20 protein-coding genes are annotated in these 18,161 nt (G+C 68.4%); 12 read left to right on the forward strand and 8 right to left on the reverse strand.

All coding sequences use genetic code 11. The features are described 5' to 3' along the window. Nucleotides 1–314 precede the first annotated feature (314 nt). Nucleotides 315–1,358 carry an alpha/beta fold hydrolase gene (locus IG75_RS0134520; protein WP_030525557.1) on the forward strand — a complete coding sequence of 348 codons (1,044 nt, stop codon included), beginning with the start codon at nt 315–317 and terminating at the stop codon, nt 1,356–1,358. Nucleotides 1,359–1,364: 6 nt separating this feature from the next. Here IG75_RS0134520 and purU read toward each other — a convergent pair whose 3' ends face one another. Next, complete coding sequence (gene purU / locus IG75_RS0134525; RefSeq protein ID WP_030525558.1) at nt 1,365–2,255, reverse strand: formyltetrahydrofolate deformylase; 891 nt, start codon at nt 2,253–2,255, stop codon at nt 1,365–1,367. 80 nt (nt 2,256–2,335) lie between these two features. Beyond that, entirely contained in the window at nt 2,336–2,881 is a 546-nt protein-coding gene (locus IG75_RS0134530) for a GNAT family N-acetyltransferase (RefSeq protein WP_030525559.1), read from the reverse strand. 92 nt (nt 2,882–2,973) lie between these two features. Between IG75_RS0134530 and deoC the strand changes: the two genes are divergently transcribed. Next, nucleotides 2,974–3,642, forward strand: coding sequence for a deoxyribose-phosphate aldolase (gene deoC, locus IG75_RS0134535; RefSeq protein WP_030525560.1), 669 nt, complete (start codon nt 2,974–2,976; stop codon nt 3,640–3,642). A 13-nt stretch (nt 3,643–3,655) separates the two neighbouring features. Here deoC and IG75_RS0134540 read toward each other — a convergent pair whose 3' ends face one another. The 4 genes from IG75_RS0134540 to IG75_RS0134555 form a co-directional block, all read right to left on the reverse strand. Further along, nucleotides 3,656–4,378, reverse strand: a complete 723-nt coding sequence (locus IG75_RS0134540) for an LmeA family phospholipid-binding protein (RefSeq protein ID WP_030525561.1) — start codon at nt 4,376–4,378, stop codon at nt 3,656–3,658. A 109-nt stretch (nt 4,379–4,487) separates the two neighbouring features. Continuing rightward, a complete protein-coding gene (locus tag IG75_RS0134545) occupies nt 4,488–5,306 on the reverse strand; it encodes a hypothetical protein (RefSeq protein ID WP_036515978.1) in 819 nt (272 codons plus the stop codon). Then, nucleotides 5,276–5,791, reverse strand: a complete 516-nt coding sequence (locus tag IG75_RS0134550; protein WP_030525563.1) for a DUF2505 domain-containing protein — start codon at nt 5,789–5,791, stop codon at nt 5,276–5,278. The genes IG75_RS0134545 and IG75_RS0134550 overlap by 31 nt, the downstream gene beginning before the upstream one ends. Before the next feature lie 90 nt (nt 5,792–5,881). Beyond that, the gene (locus tag IG75_RS0134555) at nt 5,882–6,370 is read right to left on the reverse strand and encodes a DUF2505 domain-containing protein (RefSeq protein WP_030525564.1); all 489 of its coding nucleotides are present in this window, start codon (nt 6,368–6,370) and stop codon (nt 5,882–5,884) included. 66 nt (nt 6,371–6,436) lie between these two features. On the opposite strand from IG75_RS0134555, the gene IG75_RS0134560 reads away from it, so the two are divergent. Together IG75_RS0134560 and IG75_RS0134565 are read left to right on the forward strand one after the other, a co-directional pair. Next, on the forward strand, nt 6,437–7,501 hold the full coding sequence (locus tag IG75_RS0134560; protein WP_030525565.1) for a UDP-N-acetylmuramate dehydrogenase: 1,065 nt from the start codon (nt 6,437–6,439) through the stop codon (nt 7,499–7,501). 53 nt (nt 7,502–7,554) lie between these two features. Next, on the forward strand, nt 7,555–8,451 hold the full coding sequence (locus IG75_RS0134565) for an RpnC/YadD family protein (protein ID WP_245713461.1): 897 nt from the start codon (nt 7,555–7,557) through the stop codon (nt 8,449–8,451). A gap of 128 nt (nt 8,452–8,579) precedes the next feature. Here IG75_RS0134565 and IG75_RS0134570 read toward each other — a convergent pair whose 3' ends face one another. Next, entirely contained in the window at nt 8,580–9,314 is a 735-nt protein-coding gene (locus IG75_RS0134570; protein ID WP_030525567.1) for an SDR family NAD(P)-dependent oxidoreductase, read from the reverse strand. Between the two features lie 23 nt (nt 9,315–9,337). On the opposite strand from IG75_RS0134570, the gene IG75_RS0134575 reads away from it, so the two are divergent. The 3 genes from IG75_RS0134575 (at nt 9,338) to IG75_RS0134585 (ending at nt 12,167) form a co-directional block, all read left to right on the forward strand. Next, on the forward strand, nt 9,338–10,171 hold the full coding sequence (locus IG75_RS0134575) for an alpha/beta fold hydrolase (protein WP_030525568.1): 834 nt from the start codon (nt 9,338–9,340) through the stop codon (nt 10,169–10,171). Between the two features lie 155 nt (nt 10,172–10,326). Next, nucleotides 10,327–11,667: a D-inositol-3-phosphate glycosyltransferase gene (gene mshA / locus IG75_RS0134580; protein ID WP_030525569.1), complete on the forward strand. Its 1,341-nt coding sequence runs from the start codon at nt 10,327–10,329 to the stop codon at nt 11,665–11,667. Next, nucleotides 11,664–12,167 (forward strand): type III secretion system chaperone family protein, encoded by a 504-nt coding sequence (locus tag IG75_RS0134585; protein WP_030525570.1) that lies wholly within the window; start codon nt 11,664–11,666, stop codon nt 12,165–12,167. The genes mshA and IG75_RS0134585 overlap by 4 nt, the downstream gene beginning before the upstream one ends. Here the strand turns inward: IG75_RS0134585 and IG75_RS38725 are convergent. Then, complete coding sequence (locus IG75_RS38725) at nt 12,123–12,521, reverse strand: MerR family transcriptional regulator (RefSeq protein WP_168165655.1); 399 nt, start codon at nt 12,519–12,521, stop codon at nt 12,123–12,125. The two genes, IG75_RS0134585 and IG75_RS38725, sit on opposite strands and share 45 nt — an antisense overlap. 124 nt (nt 12,522–12,645) lie before the next feature. On the opposite strand from IG75_RS38725, the gene IG75_RS0134595 reads away from it, so the two are divergent. The 5 genes from IG75_RS0134595 (at nt 12,646) to IG75_RS0134615 (ending at nt 18,005) form a co-directional block, all read left to right on the forward strand. After that, the gene (locus IG75_RS0134595) at nt 12,646–13,443 is read left to right on the forward strand and encodes an aminotransferase class IV family protein (protein WP_030525571.1); all 798 of its coding nucleotides are present in this window, start codon (nt 12,646–12,648) and stop codon (nt 13,441–13,443) included. A gap of 39 nt (nt 13,444–13,482) precedes the next feature. Then, nucleotides 13,483–13,905: a TIGR03618 family F420-dependent PPOX class oxidoreductase gene (locus IG75_RS0134600; protein WP_030525572.1), complete on the forward strand. Its 423-nt coding sequence runs from the start codon at nt 13,483–13,485 to the stop codon at nt 13,903–13,905. Between the two features lie 96 nt (nt 13,906–14,001). Beyond that, nucleotides 14,002–14,898 carry an ROK family protein gene (locus IG75_RS0134605; RefSeq protein ID WP_030525573.1) on the forward strand — a complete coding sequence of 299 codons (897 nt, stop codon included), beginning with the start codon at nt 14,002–14,004 and terminating at the stop codon, nt 14,896–14,898. Between the two features lie 70 nt (nt 14,899–14,968). Further along, nucleotides 14,969–15,706, forward strand: coding sequence for a phosphoglyceromutase (locus IG75_RS0134610; RefSeq protein WP_030525574.1), 738 nt, complete (start codon nt 14,969–14,971; stop codon nt 15,704–15,706). A gap of 247 nt (nt 15,707–15,953) precedes the next feature. Next, nucleotides 15,954–18,005, forward strand: coding sequence for a CocE/NonD family hydrolase (locus IG75_RS0134615; RefSeq protein ID WP_030525575.1), 2,052 nt, complete (start codon nt 15,954–15,956; stop codon nt 18,003–18,005). Nucleotides 18,006–18,161 lie beyond the last annotated feature (156 nt).

The raw sequence follows: 18,161 nt of genomic DNA on the forward strand, positions 1-18,161 counted from the left end.
AGTCTCGAGGCCGAAACGGCGAGACCAAGGGGGCCTCAACCCCGCGGCGCCGCAGGCGCCGCCAAAAAACACAGCACCTTCGCGAGTAAGCCCACATCCCCCCTTTCGCGAGCAGGCCCACATCTCCACCTTCGCTTCGGTGTCAGCACCGGTCCCCGGCCCGGTTGTTCGGTCGGTGCCTGTGACCTGTCCCGAGAATATGCGTATCGGGCCGGTCGGCGCGGTGAGATTCTCTCGAACCGGGGTGTGCATGCTGGCGTGTGCCGACTCCACGCGTTACTGTGTCAATCGGTAACACAAAGGAGTGTGTCTTGATGCGTGCGACGATGCCGAAGGCCCTCACCGCCCTCGCCCAACAGGTCGAGGGGCTGTTCGAGGTGCACCGTGCGGGCCTGCGCACCCGCGGCGGATACCGCAATCCCGCGTTGAATCCGCCGAGCGCCGAGCACCGCGTCATCGATGTGCGTGCCGAGGACGGCGCCCGTCTCCGCGTGCACGCGTACGGGCCGGACGACGCCCAGCCGGTGGTGCTGATCCACGGCTGGACCTGCTGTCTCGAATACTGGAACCCGCAGATCAACGCCTTCGCCGGGCGGTACAAGGTGATCGCCTTCGATCTGCGCGGGCACGGCGAGAGCGATTTCGGCGAACCGGACCAGCTGGACTGTCATCTGCTCGCCGACGATCTCTGCGCGGTACTCGATGCGGTGCTGCGGCCGGGTCAGCAGGCGGTGCTGGTCGGGCACAGCCTCGGCGCGATGACCGTGCAGGCCTGGGCCGGGAAGTATCCGCAGCGGGTGGTCGACCAGGCCGCGGCGGTCCTGCTGGCCAATACCGGGCCGCATTCACTCGTGGCCGAGACCACGGTGGTGCCGTTCTTCAACCGGCCGCTGCCGCTGCTGAACCGGGTGGTCCCGCTGCCGGCCTGGCTCGGGCGCAACGGGCTCGGTGCCCGCCTCGTCTTCCCGCCGGTGGCCGCGGTGCGGTGGATCTTCGCCCGGCAGATCATGAGCCTGGCCGCGGACCGGGAAGCGATCGAGTTCGGGATGAATATCGTGCGCTCGTGCCGGTCCCGGATCCGCTCCGAGTTCGGGTTGCTGCTCGCGGAGATGGACCTCGGGGACGCGGCGCGCCATCTGACGGTGCCGACCACGGTGGTGGCGGGCACGGCGGACGATATGACCCCGGCGGTGCACGCCGAGCAGATCGCCGCCTGGCTCCGGGAGACCGGCAGTCTCGTGCAGTTCGTCCTGCTACCCACCGGACACCTGGGCAATCTGGAGGAGATCGGCCGGTTCAACGCGATCCTCGATCAGGTCCTGACCTCGGTGCGCGAACCGGCCGAAGCCACCGGCTGAGCCGCCTCAGGAGAACACGACGGTGCGGCGTCCGTGGACCAGCACCCGGCTCTCCAGATGCCAGCGCAGGCCGCGGGCCAGCACGACCCGTTCGATATCGCGGCCCTCGCGAACCATATCGGTCACGCTGTCGGCATGGTCGACGCGAATGACGTCCTGTTCGATGATCGGTCCCGCGTCCAGTTCGGCGGTCACGTAGTGGCAGGTCGCGCCGATGAGTTTGACGCCGCGGACGAATGCCTGGTGGTACGGGCGGGCGCCGACGAATGAGGGCAGAAAACTGTGATGGATATTGATGGCCCGGCCCGCCCAGTGTTCGCACAGGCGCTCGGGTAGTACCTGCATGAACCGGGCCAGCACGACCGCGTCGGGCGAATGCGAGTCCACCAGTTCGCGGACCCGCTCGAAGGCCGGTCCGCGTTCGGCCGGATCCTTCGGGAACGGCACATGATGGAACGGGATGCCGTGCGCCTCGGTGATCGCCGCGAGATCGAGGTGGTTGCCGATCACGGCCTCGATGGTGGCCGGAAGCTCCCCCGAGGTCGCGCGGCCGAGCAGGTCGTGCAGGCAGTGCCCCTCCTTACTCACCAGCAGCACCGCGCGGCGGCGCACACCCGAATCGTGGACCTGCCATTCGGTCTCCGGGCCGAGGTCGGCGGCAACCCGTCCGAATCGGCTGCGCAGCTCTTCCACTCCGAACGGCACGGTCGAGGCCTTGATGGACTGTCTGGTGAAGAACCAGCCGGTCTCCGGGTCGGAGTGGTAGCCGGCCTCCACGATGGAGCCCCCGAATTCGGCGATGAACGAGGTGATGGCGGCGATGATGCCGGGGCGGTCGGGACAGCCCAGGGTGAGTACGTATTGCCGGCCGTCGCGGGTGGCAGCTGCGGAAACCATGAGGTCATCCTGACAGGGGGTTCCTCGGCAGAACAGCGCGACTCCGCGGTTGCGGCCGGCCGACCGGGGGGCGGCCGTGGTTACAACTCGTAGAAGGCTTCGGCGTAATGGAATTCGCCGACTATCTGGGAGTCGTAGGCGCTCAACGGCCGGATCTGGAAGTGGCTCGCCCATTCGGCCCGGTCGGGGGCCAGGCCCAGCCGCTCGGCCGGTTGGAAGCCGAACCGGGGGTAGTAGTCGAGGCTACCGAGCAGGCCGACGAGCGGTTCGTCCAGAGCGTCCGCGGCGCCGAGCGCGGCGTGCATCAGCGCCGAGCCCACGCCGCGGCTCTGCAGGTCGGGAAGGACTCCGAGGAGGCCCAGCGCGAGGACGGGAAACGGCCCCACGGTGGCCCGGGTGACGCAGACATGCCCGACCACGGTCTCGCGCTCGACAGCGACCATGGACAGGGTGGGGATCCACCCCGGATCGGTGCGCAGCCGAGCGAGTAGCGCGACCTCCGGCGGCGCCTCGACCAGGGCGGTGCCGGCCGCGGGACCATCCGCCGCATAGTGCGGGGCGAAGGCGCTACGGTGCACGGCTGCGACAGCGTCGGCGTCGACGGCTCGTTCGCGGCGAATCAGCAACATCGTCCTCTCGTCGGAAGGCGATACGAGTGTGCGCGAGGAGCCCGAGGCGCGCAACGGAATTCGACCGTGATGTGCCAGACTTTCGTCCCATGGCCGATTCCCAGTCGCTGACCAGGTCCGAGGTGGCCGCAATGATCGACCACACGCTGCTCGCCCCGGAGGCGACGAGCGCGGATGTTACCGCCGCGGTGGCCGAGGCCCGGGAACTCGGCGTGTACGCCGTGTGCGTTTCGCCGTCCGTACTGCCTGTGCAGGCTCCGGGCCTGGTAGTGGCTACCGTCGCGGGTTTTCCCTCCGGGAAACATCATTCGCTGGTGAAAGGAGCGGAGGCCCGGCTCGCGGTGGATCAGGGGGCGGGCGAGGTCGATATGGTCATCGATATCGGCGCGGCGATCGCGGGCGATTTCGACGCGGTGCTCGCCGATATCATCGTGGTGCGCGAGGCGATCTCGGAGCGCGCGGTGCTGAAGGTGATCATCGAATCCGCCGCGCTGTCCGACGAGGCGATTGTCGAGGTGTGCCGGACGGCCGAACGGGCCGGCGCCGATTTCGTGAAGACCTCCACCGGATTCCATCCCGCCGGCGGCGCCGATACCCGGGCGGTGCGGTTGATGGCCGAGGCCGTCGGTGGGCGGCTGGGCATCAAGGCGAGCGGGGGTATCCGCACCGCCGAAGCGGCCGCCGAGCTGATCGCCGCGGGCGCCACCCGGCTGGGACTCTCCCGATCCCGGGCCGTGCTCGACGGGTTCCCCGCCTGACGGTCCGCGGCGCTCAGCAGCTCGCATTGCCCTCGGCGGCGGGCAGTTCGGTCGGGCCACCCTGCAGGTCCACCTGGATACCGTCGGCGGTGACCCGCAGGTCGGTCGGCTGCAGGCCCATCGGGTAGGTCTGCAGGCTCTCGGTCATCAGGTCCACCACGCCCTGGGCCAGGTCGTCGGGTACGCCGATACCGAGGAACTGCGCTTGGGCCACGTCGATATCGACTTTGCCGTCCTGGATCCGCGGGGTGAGCTGCATGGCACCGAATCCGCCGAGCACCTTCATGGTGAGTTGCCCGGTGTCGGGGTCGGACTGCACATCGCTGACCAGGCCCTGCAGCGTCTGGGAGATCCCGGAGTTGCTCCAGGTGACGTCGGCGTTCGAACTCCCGACCGAGCTGCCGCTGTTGCTCCCCTTGGCCATCTCGATATCGTGGAATTGCGCATGGACCTGCATATCGACGGCGGGGCCGAATTCGTCGCCCTTACTGTCGACATCCATCCGCGAGACCTTTCCGTCGAGCCAGGTGACGAGTAGGGGTTTGGCGCCGAAGCCGACATCGATCTGCGATCCCATCTCTTTCTCGAACTGCGAACTGATACAGCTCGCGATTCGGTGTCGCGCATAGGCCTCGCCGCCGATCAGCGCCGCCACCACGAGCACGATCACGGTGAGTACGGCGATCACGACGGTCCGGCGGCCGACCTTCGGTGCAGGCAGGGACTTGGTGGACATGGTTGAGATTCTTCACGATGATTCTGTGCCGGCTCTGTGGACCGGTTATGGGCTGATGGTGAAGGTTGCGACGTCAGCGGGGGTCCAGGGTTCGAATTTGTGATATGGATCACAAACTATATTCCGCCTGTCCGGCGGGAGCGACCACCGGCCACGGGACACTCAGCACATTGTCGCGCAGCCGACGGCGGAAATCGTGCACCGGGAAACCCTGCGCCCGCAACAGGTCCGCCGCCGCGCGCCAGCGCACCCGCGGTCCGAAGACGGCCAGTGGCGCCGTGTGCGCCCACGCCCGGTCGGCCGCGCCGAGCAGGGTGTGCACCCGCTCACCGGGCACATTGCGGTGGATCAGCGCTTTGGGGAGACGTTCCGCGAGATCGGAGGGACGTTCGACGGTGAACGGATCCCATGCGAGGGTCAGGGTGCGCGGGCCCGAACGGTCCAGCACCACCCAGGCACACCGGCGGCCGAGTTCGTCACAGGTGCCCTCGACCAGAAGACCGCCCGGAGCCAGACCGGCCGATATGGTCTCCCACGCCTGCGCGACCGCGGACTCCGGATACTGGCGCAGCACATTGAAGGCACGGACCAGGACCGGCCGCAGTCCGGCCAGTTCGAACCCGCCCCGGGCGAAAACGACACCGTCGCGGGCGGGGACGACCCGGGCGGGATCGATCTCCAGTCCGACCACCCGCACATCGGGACGCACCGTACGCAACCGCGCGGCCAGTTCCAGCGTCGTCCACGGCTGCGCCCCGTAACCGAGATCCACCACCAGCGGATCGGCGGCACCCCGCAGCACCTCGGCGATCCGCGGATCGCCGATCAGCTGACGGTCACTGCGGCGAAGCCGATTGGTCCCGGTGGTACCCCGGGTGACGGTGCCGAGCGGAACACTCAGCCGGCCGGTTTTTGCTCGTCCAGCCACTTCTGGGTCACTTCGGCCTCGGCGCGGAACAGATCCACCAGGTTCACCAGCATGAGCTGTTCGAGCCGCGGACCGACCATCGGAATGAACACCTTCGCCTCCGAGGACATCCGCATGGTGCATCCGGTGTCGGTGGGGAACAGGCGGGTGGTGCCGGTGAGGCTGCCGGGCCCGGCCGGGATGGACGCCGAATACTTGCCCTCGACCTCCGGCCCGAACGGTCCGAAGCTCTCCTTGCGGGTGATGACCATATCCTTGCGCATCACCGACTGCGCGATCTCCGGCAGCGTCTCGCGCGGCAGGATGTGGTGCAGCACCACCTCGATACCGTCCTCGTTCACCTCGAGACCGATGACCTCGTTCGGCGAGTACTTCCGCATCTCGACCATCCGGGCCTCCCAGTAGTCCCGGTTGGTCAGCGCCGCGTACAGCTCTTTGGTGGTGTGCAGCGGGTAGCGGGCGGAGTAGTCCAGTCGGCGAGCCATGCGCGGTAGGTTACCGTCCGGATTCTCCGGTTCCGTGGGAGGCCGGGTTGCCCACGCTCGCGTGGAACGGCCGAACCGGACTACGGGCCGCTACGGCTGTCCGGCGATCCAGGTGTTGGTGAACTCGGTCTCCTCGGCGAGCAGCTGGGTGAGCCGTTCCCCGATGGCCTCCTCGATCTTGCGGCCGAACAGTGGAACCTTGACTTCGATCGTGCCGGAGATCTCGGCGACCGCGCCGGTGGGCTCGTCGGTGACGGTGATAGAACCGCGGACCTCGGCCGGAGCGCCTTCGACCCGCGCTTCGAAACTCCCGGTGGTACCGGTCCACACTTCGGTGCGGGGGATGATCAGGTCGCCGGGGCGTACCGCGGTGATGGCGGGCGGCAGGAGGTCGGCGGGGATGGACTGGACGACCTCGACCCGCACCTGCTCGCCCTCGGCCGACAGCGAGACGAACTGGGCATCGGGCCCGCCCACCGCGGCGATCCGGTCCTTCCAGTACTGCTCGGTGCAGAATGCCTCGCGCACTGCCGCGACCGGATGTGAATAGCGAGCCGTATACGCCAGCGCTGTAGCCATGACCGAACACGCTACCGTCTGGTCGTGCGAACTTCTCGGGCTGTCCCTGCGGACGAACTGCGGCAGATGCTGGCCGGAACGGGCGCGCTCGTGCGGTCCGCGGTACCACTGGCGGAGCTGACCACGCTGCGCGTCGGCGGCCCGGCCACGGTCGCCGACTGCGCCACCACCGAGTCGCTGGTGGCGACCGTACGCGCACTGGACGCCGCCGAGGTGCCGGTGCTGCTGGTCGCCGGCGGTTCGAACCTGCTGGTCTCCGACGACGATGTGGCGTCGGTGGTGGTCCGTATCGCCACCCAAGGAGTCGAATTCGGGGCCGCCGGCGTCACGGCGGAGGCGGGCGCGAACTGGGACGGTGTGGTCGCCGCGAGCGTACGGGCCGGGTTCGGCGGGCTGGAGTGCCTGTCCGGGATTCCGGGATCGGCCGGGGCCACTCCCGTGCAGAATGTGGGCGCCTACGGCGTCGAGGTCGACCGGCTGCTACGCCGGGTGCGGTTACTGGACCGGGCCACCGGGGACATCGATTGGGTGACCCCGGACGCTCTCGCGTTCGGATACCGGACCAGCCGATTGAAACACAGCGATGCGGCGGTGGTGCTGGAGGTGGAGTTCACGCTGCACCCCGATGGTACGAGCGCGCCCCTGCGCTACAAGGAACTCGCGCAGCGACTGGGCGCCGCGGAAGGGGAGACCCGGCCCGCCGCGGCCGTCCGCGACACCGTGCTCGGGCTGCGAGCGGGCAAAGGAATGGTTCTCGATCCCGCCGACCACGACACCTGGAGCGCCGGATCATTCTTCACCAACCCGGTCGTGCCCGACGCCGAGGTGGACCGGGTCCTGGCCGCCATCCGCGACCGGCTCGGCGATGTGCCGGTGCCCACCTATCCGGGGATCGGCGGGGTGAAGCTCTCCGCGGGCTGGCTGATCGAACGCGCCGGCTTCGCCAAGGGCTTCCCGGGACCGGACGCGCCCGCGCGCCTGTCCACCAAACACACCCTCGCATTGACCAACCGCGGTGACGCCACGGCCGCCGATATCGTCGCCCTCGCCCGGACGGTCCGCGACGGAGTGGCCCAGCGGTTCGGGGTCGTGCTGGTACCGGAGCCGGTCACGGTGGGGGTGGAGCTGTAGCGGCGTCGGATACCTCTCCACATCGGTGGGTCCGGTGCCCTCCCGGCACGCTCGTGCCCGTCGGTGAATGCGGGCGGAAGCCCGTCAAGCGGCGACGTCTTGCTGTGAATTGGAGAAACAGCGACACACCGCGCGGCAAGGCATTCCACGAATTGAAATTGCCCTTCGCCACACCCGAACGGGTCGAGTTGCTTCCGACCGATCTCACGGAGATCCGCCCTGTCGAACGGCGAGTCGACACACTACTGCGCGTCACCACCGAAGAAGGCCCATTCCTGCTGATCGTGGAAGCTCAGACCAGTAAGGATCCAGGGAAGGCCGACTCCTGGGCCTATTACGCCACCTACCTGCGCGTCATCTACCAATTGCCGGTCTATTTACTGGTGGTGGGTCGTGACGAAGCCGTCGCGACGTGGGCGCGAAACCCGGTTCCGAACGGTGCTCCCCGATGGCCCACGGTGACCGTGAAACCCCTCGTCCTCGGACCGGGCAACGTTCCGGTGATCACCGACCCCGCCGAGGCCGCGGCCGATATTCCGCTGACCGCGTTGTCGGCGATGACGCACGCCGCCGATCCGCGTATCAATGCCATACTGAAGGCGCTGGCCACCGCTCTACGCGGAGAGGACGCCGACGATCTCGCGATTTTCGGCGAACTGACCGAACTCGGCCTCGGCGATACCCCGGCCGCAGACATCTGGAGACAACTGATGACCGTGGACCTGTCCTTCTTCCGTTCCCCTACCGCTGAGAGGCTTCGTGCCGAAGGACGCACCGAGGGAAGAACCGAGGGAATCTCGGGGAGCATCCTGCGTGTATTGGAGCGGCGCGGCCTGGAAGTCGACGACGAGGCGCACCAGCGTATCCGGGCCTGTGCAGATGTCGAGGTCTTGGAGCGCTGGCTCGATCGTGCGTTGGTTGCCGAGTCCACAGGCGATCTCTTCGCCTGACCGTCGCACGCGGGTGGCGGACCGCATGACGTGTGCCGTCATGTCGGCGTCGCGCGGATGGGAGATGCGCAGCGGTTTCTCGGCGGACGGGTCGACCCGGCTTCCTGTCGGAAAGCGGGAGTAGTCGCTCAGCCGCGGCGGGCGAAGCGGCCCGGGTCGGCCTGGTCGCGGGGTTTGACGATGATCTGGTCCAGGTTGACGTGCGGGGGGCGGCTCGCGGCGAAGGCGACGATCTCGGCGATGTCCTGGGCGACCAGCGGGTCTATACCCTGGTAGACCGCGGCCGCGCGGTCGGTGTCACCGTCGAAGCGGACCAGGGAGAATTCGGTCTCCACCGCGCCGGGGGCGATCTCGGTGAGCCGGACCGGTTGCCCGAGGAGTTCGCCGCGCAGCGTCCGGTGCAGGACGGCTTGGGCGTGTTTGGCCGAGGTGTAGCCGGAACCGTTGTCGTAGGCGTGGAAGGCGGCGACCGAGGTGATGGTGACGATGAGGCCGTCGCCGGAGGCGATCAGTTTCGGCAGCAGCGCCTTGGTCATCCGCAGGGTGCCGAGGACGTTGGTTTCCCACATCCAGCGCCAGTCGTCCAGGTCGGCCTCGGCGACCGTGGCCAGGCCCTTGGCGCCGCCGGCATTGTTGACCAGGACGTTCGCGGTCTCGATCGCGTCGGTGAAGGCGCGGACCGATTCGTCGGAGGTGACATCGAGCTCCAACGCGGTACCGCCGATCTCGTCGGCCAGCTCCCGCAGCCGGTCGACCCGGCGGGCACCCACATACACGTGGTACCCCTGTTTCGCGAGTTCCCGGGCGGTGGCTTCGCCGATACCCGAGCTGGCCCCGGTGACAACAGCGGTGCGAGTGCTCATGACCCCGATCCTATGATGCGCTCATGGCTATACGGGAAGCGCACAGTGCGGACGGGACCGGCATCGTCTATCGGACGGGCGGGCCCGCGCAGGCACAGCCGCTGGTGCTGGTGCACGGCTGGTCGGCGGATCTGCGCTGCTGGGGGCGGGTGTTCGACGATCTCGCCGCCGATTTCCGGGTGGTGGCCGTCGATCTGCGGGGGCACGGGTATTCGGAGGCTCCGGCCTCCGGTTACGACGATTCGAAGAACTGGGCCGCCGATATCGCCGCGGTGCTGGCCGCCGAGTCGATCGAATCCGGGGCGCTGCTGCTGGGGTGGTCCTACGGCGGGATCGTGATCAGCGATTATCTCGCCGAATACGGCACCGGCGCGGTCGCGGGGGTCGTCTATACCGGGGCGATGGCCAATATCGGCCGCGGGGTGCCGGGCGCGGAGGTCGGGGAGTCGATGCAGCAGGCGATCCCCGGGGTGTTCGACGAGAGCCCGGGCCGGGCGGTGCGCGGTTTCTCCGCGTTCGGGAACGCCAATACCGGGCCGGGCGGAGACAAGGGGCCGGACGCGCAGCGGCTGTTCGGCGCGAGCCTGGCGACACCGCCGTTCGTGCGCAAGGCCCTGTTCTACCGGTCGGTGGACAATACGGAGACCCTGCGCGGCCTCGACGTTCCCGTGCTGGTGCTGCACGGTTCGGCGGATCCGGTGGTGCCGGTGGCCGACGGCCGCTATATCGCCGAAACGGCGCCGCTGGGCCGGGCCTCCATCTGGGAGGGCGCTCAGCACGGGCTGTTCATCGAGGATCCGGAGCGCTTCTCGACCGAGGTCCGGAAGTTCGCCGCGGACTGCGCCGAGAAGTCCTGATTGTCCGTGACGAGCGCTTTTGCCGGTCTGTCCGGCTCGGGTTCCGGTTTCGGCGACGGCACGCCGAGGCTCGCGGAGAGTGCCGATTCCGCCAGGTGTGATCACTTTCACGACCGGGGAAGGACGGGCCGGGCTGCCGCGTTGCACCGTGCAGTATGGACATCGTGAGTCAACGCCCGGACCGACGGCCGAACCGTATCGCCGTACTGACGGTGCACACCTCACCACTGGCACAGCCCGGTACGGGCGATGCGGGCGGGATGAACGTCTACGTCCTCCAAACCGCTCTGCAACTGGCCCGGCGGGGGACCGAGGTCGAGATCTTCACCCGGGCCACCTCCTCCGAGCTGCCACCGGTGCAGGAAGCCGCGCCGGGGGTCTTGGTGCGCAATGTGGTCGCCGGGCCCTTCGAGGGTCTGGACAAACACGATCTGCCGACCCAGCTGTGCCCCTTCACCGCCGAGGTGCTGCGGCAGGAAGCACGGCATCTACCCGGCTACTACGACCTGGTGCACTCGCACTACTGGCTGTCCGGGCAGGTGGGCTGGCTCGCCCGGGACCGGTGGCGGGTGCCGCTCGTACACACCGCGCATACGCTCGCGGCGGTGAAGAACGCGGCTCTCGCCGAGGGTGATTCCCCGGAACCGGCCACCCGGGAGATCGGGGAGAAGCAGGTCATCGCCGAGGCCGACCGGCTCACCGCCAACACCGGGCGGGAAGCGCTGGACCTGGTGGAGCTGTACGGGGCGCTGCCCGACCGGATCGATATCGTGCCGCCGGGCGCGGATCTGACGCGTTACCGTCCGGGCGATCGGGCGGCGGCCCGCGCCGAGCTCGGCCTGGCCGGGCACGAGGAGATCGTCGCGTTCGTGGGCCGGATCCAACCGTTGAAGGCACCCGACGTGCTGGTGCGGGCGGTTGCCGAGGCCCTGCGGCGGCGCCCGGCGCGGCCGCTGCGCGCCCTGATCGTCGGAGGCCCCTCGGGGACCGGTCTGGAGCGCCCCGACGCACTGATCGAACTGGCCGCCGAACTCGGGATCGCCGACCATGTCACCTTCCTGCCGCCGCAGCCGCCCGACCGGCTGGTACAGGTGTATCGGGCCGCCGACCTGGTCGCGGTGCCGAGTTACAACGAATCCTTCGGGCTCGTCGCGCTGGAGGCGCAGGCGAGCGGGACCCCGGTGCTGGCGGCCGCGGTCGGCGGGCTGGGCACCGCGGTCCGGCACGAGCACAGTGGGTTGCTGGTGGCGGGCCACCGCACCCCCGATTGGGCCGGTGCGCTGGAGTACCTGCTCGACGACCCGCGGCGGCTGCGGACGCTCGGTACGCAGGCCGTATCGCACGCGGCGGCTTTCTCCTGGGCGAATACGGCCGAGAAGCTGCTGGACAGCTATACCGCCGCGCTGACCGGCCAGGGACCCACGCCCACTATCCTCGGCGAGAGCCAGGCCAGATCGCGGGCGCTGTGGCGGCGCCGGACGGGAGTGCGCAGATGAACGAGACATCGGCCACCGCGCGGGTCATCGAGGAAACACTGCGGGACCGCGAGATCGAATACACCCACCCCGGTGACGATGTCTTCGTCGCCGTACTGCCGGGTGAGCGGAAGCTGAAGACCAATGTGATGCTGACCGTCGGAGCGCACGGGGTGCGTTTCGAATCGTTCGTGTGCCGGAAACCGGACGAGAATTTCGAAGGCGTCTACAAGTACCTGCTGCGGCGCAACCGGCGGCTCTACGGGGTCGCGTACACCATCGACAAACTGGGCGATATCTACCTGGTGGGCCGGGCGGCCACACACGCGGTCACCGCCGAGGAACTGGATCGTATCTTCGGGCAGATCCTCGAGGCGGTGGACGGGGACTTCAATACGCTGCTCGAACTCGGTTTCGCCGAATCCATTCGCAAGGAATGGAAGTGGCGGGTCTCCCGCGGCGAATCGCTGAAGAACCTACGCGCCTTCGAGCACCTGGTGGATTCCGCCGATTCCCACTGATTCCGTGCTCAGCGCGGGGCGACGCGGTCGATGAGGCCGAGCAGTTCGGTCCGGCGGTGCCGGAGGTCGTCGAGCTTGCCGTCGAGTGCGGACAGTTCGGTGCGCAGGATCGGCTCCACAGGGCTCGATGTAGTCGGTGCCGTCGTAGGCGCAGTCGAGAACCTCGGTGATCACGCGGATCGGCAACCCGGCGGCGAGCAGGCGGCGGATGCGGGCGACATCTCCTACCGCTGTGTCGGGGTAACTGCGATATCCGTTCGCGTCGCGTTCGGGCCGCAGCAGTCCGCGCTCCTCGTAGTAGCGCAGCAGCCGCTGGCTGGTGCCGGTCGCCGCCGCGAGTTCACCGATACGCATGGGTTCTCCTTGTCGGTCCTGTGGGGCAACCACCGCCGGGCACCGATGATTCCGGAATTTGACCCTCACACGGTGTGAATGTGGACGGTGGAGTCATGGGAATCGATCATGTTCTGGAGGCCCGATGACCGTGCACACCGCCCAGGTCGACGGCCGCGACGCGGCTGCGGCGGAGTTGGCGCCGCTGGCCTTCGCCGGTTTCGCCCATTTCACCGCCGCGCAGGTGCGTGATCATCGGATCCGAGGTCTGGACCTGCACCTGGACCGGCTGCGCGCGGCCTCCGAAGAGTTCTTCGGGCGGGCGTTACCGGACGACCGGGTCCGTGGATATCTCCGCGCCGCGTTGGACGCGGGTCCGGCCGATGTCTCGCTCACCGCCACCGTTTTCTCCCGGCCGGGCGAGTTCGTGGCGGTCGACGACGCGCTGTCGGTATTGGTGCGCACCGGACCACCCGCGTCCGGCCCAACCGGACCACTGGCGTTGGCAACGGTGGAGTACGAGCGCCCGGTCGCCCGGGTGAAGCATGTCGGCGAAGTGGCCAAGACCTACTACCTGCGGCAAGCGGTCCAGCAGGGGTTCGACGACGCGGCGTTCGTCGATCGCGCGGGCCGGTTCAGTGAGGCGACCATCTGGAATCTGGCGTTCTGGGACGGTGATTCGGTGGTCTGGCCCGAAGCGGAGATGCTACTCGGCACCACCATGGGTATCGTGCGCAGGCAACTCGACCGGCTCGGTGTGCCACAGCGGACCGTACCGGTCACCCCCGGTGAGGTAGCCGGTCTGGCGGGAGCGGTGGTCATGAATTCGTGGACGCCCGCCGTATCCGTCCACCGGATCGGGACCACGGATCTGCCTCCGGCACCCGATTTCGCGGAGTTGCTGCATCGCGCCTATTCGGCGGAGCCGCTGGTCGCGCCCTGAGCCGGGAATGAACCGGCCGGGTGCGCGGTAGAAGAACACATGAGACTCGACGATTCCGCTCGTGCGTTTATCGGCGCCGGCGCCGATGCGACGTTGGTCACCCTGAATCCGGATGGAAGTCCGCAGGTCAGCGTGGTGTGGGTGGCGCTGCGAGAAGGTCCGGACGGTGACGAACTGGTGGCCGCGCACCTGAGCGAACACCGCAAGGTCCGCAATGTGCGCCGTGATCCCCGGGTGGCGGTCACCATCCTGGCCGCGGAGAAAGGAGAGGTCATGCGGCCGTTCCTGGCGGTCACCGGGACGGCGCGCATTGTCGAGGGCGGAGCCCCGGAGCTGTTGACCGAACTCGCGAAAACGCTGGCGAGTCCCGGCGCGGCCTTCCCGCCACCCGACGCCCCGCCCGGCTTCCTCACCCGGATCCGGATCGACAAGGTGAGCGGTATCGGTCCCTGGGCATCCTGATCGCCGACCGCGCACGCACCCGGGCCGCGGTGCCGTCGAACCCGGTCGCGGATGAGTGACAATCAGCTTCTGCGGATCGGATCTTCGGGAGGCACGGTGGCGGTTCTGGCACTGGATATCGGGGCGACGAAATTCGCCGCCGGCCTGGTGGACCGTGCGGGCCGCGTCGGGTCGGTGCGGCGAGTGCCGGTGCCGGCCGAGGGGGTGTGGCAGGCGTGCGCCGGACTGCTCCGCGCGGTCGCGGCCGGTGCCGCGGTCACGGCGGTCGGGATCGGCTCGGCGGGCCCGGTGGATGTTCCGGCCGGTATTACGCGCGCACTCAATATTCCCGAGTGGCGCGACGGGTTCGCGATCGTCGCGGCGGTGGCCGAGCTGTTTCCCGGCGCCACCGTGCGTTTCGCCCTCGACGGCGCGTGTCTGGCTCTGGCCGAACAACATTCGGGTGTGCTGCGCGGACTGCGGAACGGGCTGGCGATGACCGTATCGTCGGGGATCGGCGGCGGCATCCTGGTCGACGGCCGGGTCTCGGTCGGGCGTACCGGCAATGCCGGGCATATAGGTCATCTCGTGGTGCCCGGGTGGGATGTGCCGTGCGCATGCGGCGGTTCCGGGTGCCTGGAAGCCGTGGCGAGCGGAATATCGTCGGCGCGGTGGGCGCGGGAACAGGGCTGGAGCGGCGAGACCGGCGCGGAACTCGCGCGTGACGCCCGGGCCGGCGACGCGATCGCGCGGGCCGCGCTGGCGCGGGCCGGCACCGCGCTGGGGACGGCGATCGGCTCCGCGGCCGCGCTGCTCGATGTGGACACGGTCGTCATCGGTGGCGGTTTCGCGGACTCGGGGGAACTCCTGTGGGCGCCGCTGCGCGCCGCGGCCGCGCGGCACGCGGGTCTGGATTTCATCCGGGGGCTCCGGGTGGAAGCTTCCCGCCTCGCGGAGGGTGCGACGCTGCACGGCGCCGCCGTACTCGCGGCCGGTTTGTCCGGGTCCGCCTAGCAGTTGACGAGCCGCCGGCGGGCCCGAGGGGTACGCACGGCCGGTACCGGGCCATGGCAGGATGGCCCGCATGACGAACACCCTCGTTTTGCTGCGCCACGGCGAGAGCGAATGGAACGCCCTGAACCTGTTCACCGGCTGGGTGGACGTGCATCTCACCGACAAGGGTGTCGCCGAGGGTAAACGGGCCGGTGAACTGCTGGCCGAGCACGGCATTCTGCCCGATATCGTCTACACCTCGCTGCTGCGCCGCGCGATCTCGACCGCGAACATCGCCCTGGACGCCGCCGACCGGCACTGGATTCCGGTGGTGCGGGACTGGCGCCTCAACGAACGTCACTACGGCGCGCTCCAGGGGAAGAACAAGGCCCAGATCCGCGACGAGTACGGCGAGGACCAGTTCATGCTGTGGCGGCGCAGCTACGACACGCCGCCGCCGCCGATCGAACTCGACGACGAGTACAGCCAGGCGGGCGATCCGCGCTATGCGGATATCGAGGTACCGCGCACCGAATGCCTGCTCGATGTGGTGAACCGGATGGTCCCGTACTGGGAGTCGACCATTTCCCGAGAACTCCGCGGTGGAAAGACCGTGCTGGTCGCGGCACACGGTAATTCGCTGCGTGCCCTGGTCAAACATCTCGATGGAATCTCCGACGAGGATATCGCCGGACTGAACATTCCCACCGGTATTCCGCTGCGCTACGAATTGGATGACGATCTGCGTCCGGTGCGGCCCCGGGAATACCTGGATCCGGAAGCCGCCGCCGCCGGCGCTGCCGCCGTCGCGAGCCAGGGCGGTAGGTAGTTCGTTGCCGAGCGCCGCGACCCGAAACGGGTTGCGGCGCTTTTTCGTACGGGTTGCGGCGCCAACCGGGGTTCGCCGAATTCTGTGACCGGAACCCGAAAACACCGATTGTCTTTGTGCCGTACCACGACCCCGGCGCGAAATACCGGGACAGGCCTGTTGCCGGGCCGATCGATTCCCATTACCCGCCGGTAACACTGTGTAAGCTCTCGAACGTCCGATCAGTCCGAGAAATGGATCACGACCGATGAAGTTTGTGATACGAGCCACTGTGGCGCTGGCCGCCACGGTGCTGCTGGCACCGCTGCTCGGCGGCAGTGCCGGTGCCGCGCCGGTGGTCTCCGGTCCCGACGGGGGAGCGGCGGGGGCACAGTGGGCCGCCACCCACGACGGACCGCAGCAGTATCCCGGTATCGACATCACCTGGGATGTGCCGATCACCATGAGCGACGGCACAGTCCTGAAGGCGAATGTGTACCGCCCCGCCGACGCGGCCGCCCGGCCGATCGACACCCGGATGCCCGTACTCGTCAATATGACGCCCTATACGAAACTGGTATCCAATCTGGTCGACCATATGGGCTCGGTACCCGGGCTGTCCGATGCGCTGGCGCAGCTGGCCCGCGATATCGATATGACCGGCACCCCGCTGTCCGGGCTGACCGATCTGACCAAGGCGCTCGGCGGTGGGGCCATGCGCAATTTCGCCGTGGACCGCCAGCTGGTGAAGAGCGGCTACGTCCAGGTGGTGGTGGACGTCCGCGGGACCGGGTTCTCCCAGGGCGTCTGGGATATGTTGCGGCAGCGCGAACAGGCCGACACGGTGGAGGTCATCGACTGGGCCGCGCGACAGCAGTGGTCGGACGGACAGGTCGGTATGACCGGCATGTCGTACTCCGGGATCAACCAGTTGCAGGCCGCCGAGAAACACCCGGACGCGCTGAAGGCCCTGTTCCCCGTCGTGCCCGGCAGCGACCTCGCGCAGGATGTGCTCATGCCCGGCGGCGGCTTCGGATTCGCCTTCATTCCGCTGTGGATGTCGCTGATCAACGCGACCAAATGGGTACCGGATGTCGCGTCGATGGTGAACGGCACCTTCGACCAGCGGTGGCTGAACGACCGGCTGTCCTCACCGTTCACCTACTTGGATGTGTTCCTCAACGCCTACACCACGCCGCGGGTGGAGGATCTCGATCCGCGCCTGCAGGAGATGATCCGGGGCGACAGTCCCGACCGGCAGGCCTGGCTGGGCGATCCGGCGCAGATCGACGTACCCACCTTCGTGACCGGGGGCTGGCACGACCTGTTCACCTATTCCGAGTCCCAGATCTACAACGCGATGCCGGTGCCCCCGGGCCGGAAGCAGCTGCTCATGGGCGACACCTATCACATCAACTCGGGAAGCGAATCGGGCAAACCCGGGTTGCCGCCGCGCCTGGACGTCCTGCAGCGTGCCTGGTTCGACAAATGGCTGAAGGGCATCGACAACGGTATCGACCGGTACGGTCCGGTCACTCTGCGGCAGCAGGGCGGCGGCTGGGTGACCCGGGACGGCTTCGGCGCCGGCGCACCGGCGGATCAGGCGGCCGAATACCGGCGGATGTATCTTTCGGCGGCGCCCAGCGGCACCGGCGGACACAGCGTGCACGACGGTTCGCTGGGGGCGGTAGCCGACAGTTCCGCCCGGTTGACCGTCGCGCCGGGACTCACCGGACTGTGCTCCAACGACGGTGGCCAGGCGACCGCGGGGGTGGTCGCGGTGATCAACGCCTGTGGTGCGGACTCCCGGATCCAGGAGTCGAACGGATTGACCTTCACCAGTACGCCGGTGACCGAAGCGGTCGAGATCTCCGGGCCGATCGCCGTGCACCTGCAGACGGTGCAGGACGCGGCCGACGGCTACTGGTCGGTGACGGTCAACGATGTGGCGCCCGACGGGCAGTCCCGGGTGCTGTCCTCGGGTCAGCTGATGGCTTCGCTGCGGGAGATCGACGATTCCCTGAGCAGCCGGTCGGCCAACGGTGATTACACCGACCCCCGGCCGTACGTGACGCTCGAGAACCGGCGGCTCACGGTGCCGGGGGAGGTGACCACGCTCGATATCGCGGTGCCGGCGATCGAGGCGAAGCTGGAACCCGGGCATCGGCTACGGGTGGACGTCTACGCCGGCAACGCGCCCAAAGGGGTACCGCCACTGCCGATGCTCCTCGATACCGGGCTGAAGCCGCAGTATGTGCAGCTCGACCCGAACCGGCCGAGCTTCGTGAACCTGCCGGTGCGTGGTAGCCCCGGCTGGTGAACGGCCGCCGGCCGCGGCACCCGACACGAACCCCGTTGTGTCCCAGACGCAATGGGGTTCGTCGGTGTTTCCGGGCCGGAAACACGCCCGGGGAGATCGAAACCCCTTCGTCGCCGAACAACGCGTAAACGCCCGGCGAACGCCGAAGTAATCGCC

The sequence above is a fragment of the Nocardia rhamnosiphila NBRC 108938 genome (genome assembly GCF_000720425.1).
GTDB classification, from domain to species: Bacteria; Actinomycetota; Actinomycetes; order Mycobacteriales; family Mycobacteriaceae; genus Nocardia; species Nocardia rhamnosiphila.

Coding starts and splice junctions, on each gene's coding strand:
- IG75_RS0134520 (WP_030525557.1), top strand. CDS start 315: ATGCGTGCGACGATGCCGAAGGCCCTCACCGCCCTCGCCCAACAGGTC.
- purU (WP_030525558.1), bottom strand. CDS start 2,255: ATGGTTTCCGCAGCTGCCACCCGCGACGGCCGGCAATACGTACTCACC.
- deoC (WP_030525560.1), top strand. CDS start 2,974: ATGGCCGATTCCCAGTCGCTGACCAGGTCCGAGGTGGCCGCAATGATC.
- IG75_RS0134540 (WP_030525561.1), bottom strand. CDS start 4,378: ATGTCCACCAAGTCCCTGCCTGCACCGAAGGTCGGCCGCCGGACCGTC.
- IG75_RS0134550 (WP_030525563.1), bottom strand. CDS start 5,791: ATGGCTCGCCGACTGGACTACTCCGCCCGCTACCCGCTGCACACCACC.
- IG75_RS0134555 (WP_030525564.1), bottom strand. CDS start 6,370: ATGGCTACAGCGCTGGCGTATACGGCTCGCTATTCACATCCGGTCGCG.
- IG75_RS0134560 (WP_030525565.1), top strand. CDS start 6,437: ATGCTGGCCGGAACGGGCGCGCTCGTGCGGTCCGCGGTACCACTGGCG.
- IG75_RS0134570 (WP_030525567.1), bottom strand. CDS start 9,314: ATGAGCACTCGCACCGCTGTTGTCACCGGGGCCAGCTCGGGTATCGGC.
- IG75_RS0134575 (WP_030525568.1), top strand. CDS start 9,338: ATGGCTATACGGGAAGCGCACAGTGCGGACGGGACCGGCATCGTCTAT.
- mshA (WP_030525569.1), top strand. CDS start 10,327: ATGGACATCGTGAGTCAACGCCCGGACCGACGGCCGAACCGTATCGCC.
- IG75_RS0134585 (WP_030525570.1), top strand. CDS start 11,664: ATGAACGAGACATCGGCCACCGCGCGGGTCATCGAGGAAACACTGCGG.
- IG75_RS38725 (WP_168165655.1), bottom strand. CDS start 12,521: ATGCGTATCGGTGAACTCGCGGCGGCGACCGGCACCAGCCAGCGGCTG.
- IG75_RS0134595 (WP_030525571.1), top strand. CDS start 12,646: ATGACCGTGCACACCGCCCAGGTCGACGGCCGCGACGCGGCTGCGGCG.
- IG75_RS0134600 (WP_030525572.1), top strand. CDS start 13,483: ATGAGACTCGACGATTCCGCTCGTGCGTTTATCGGCGCCGGCGCCGAT.
- IG75_RS0134610 (WP_030525574.1), top strand. CDS start 14,969: ATGACGAACACCCTCGTTTTGCTGCGCCACGGCGAGAGCGAATGGAAC.
- IG75_RS0134615 (WP_030525575.1), top strand. CDS start 15,954: ATGAAGTTTGTGATACGAGCCACTGTGGCGCTGGCCGCCACGGTGCTG.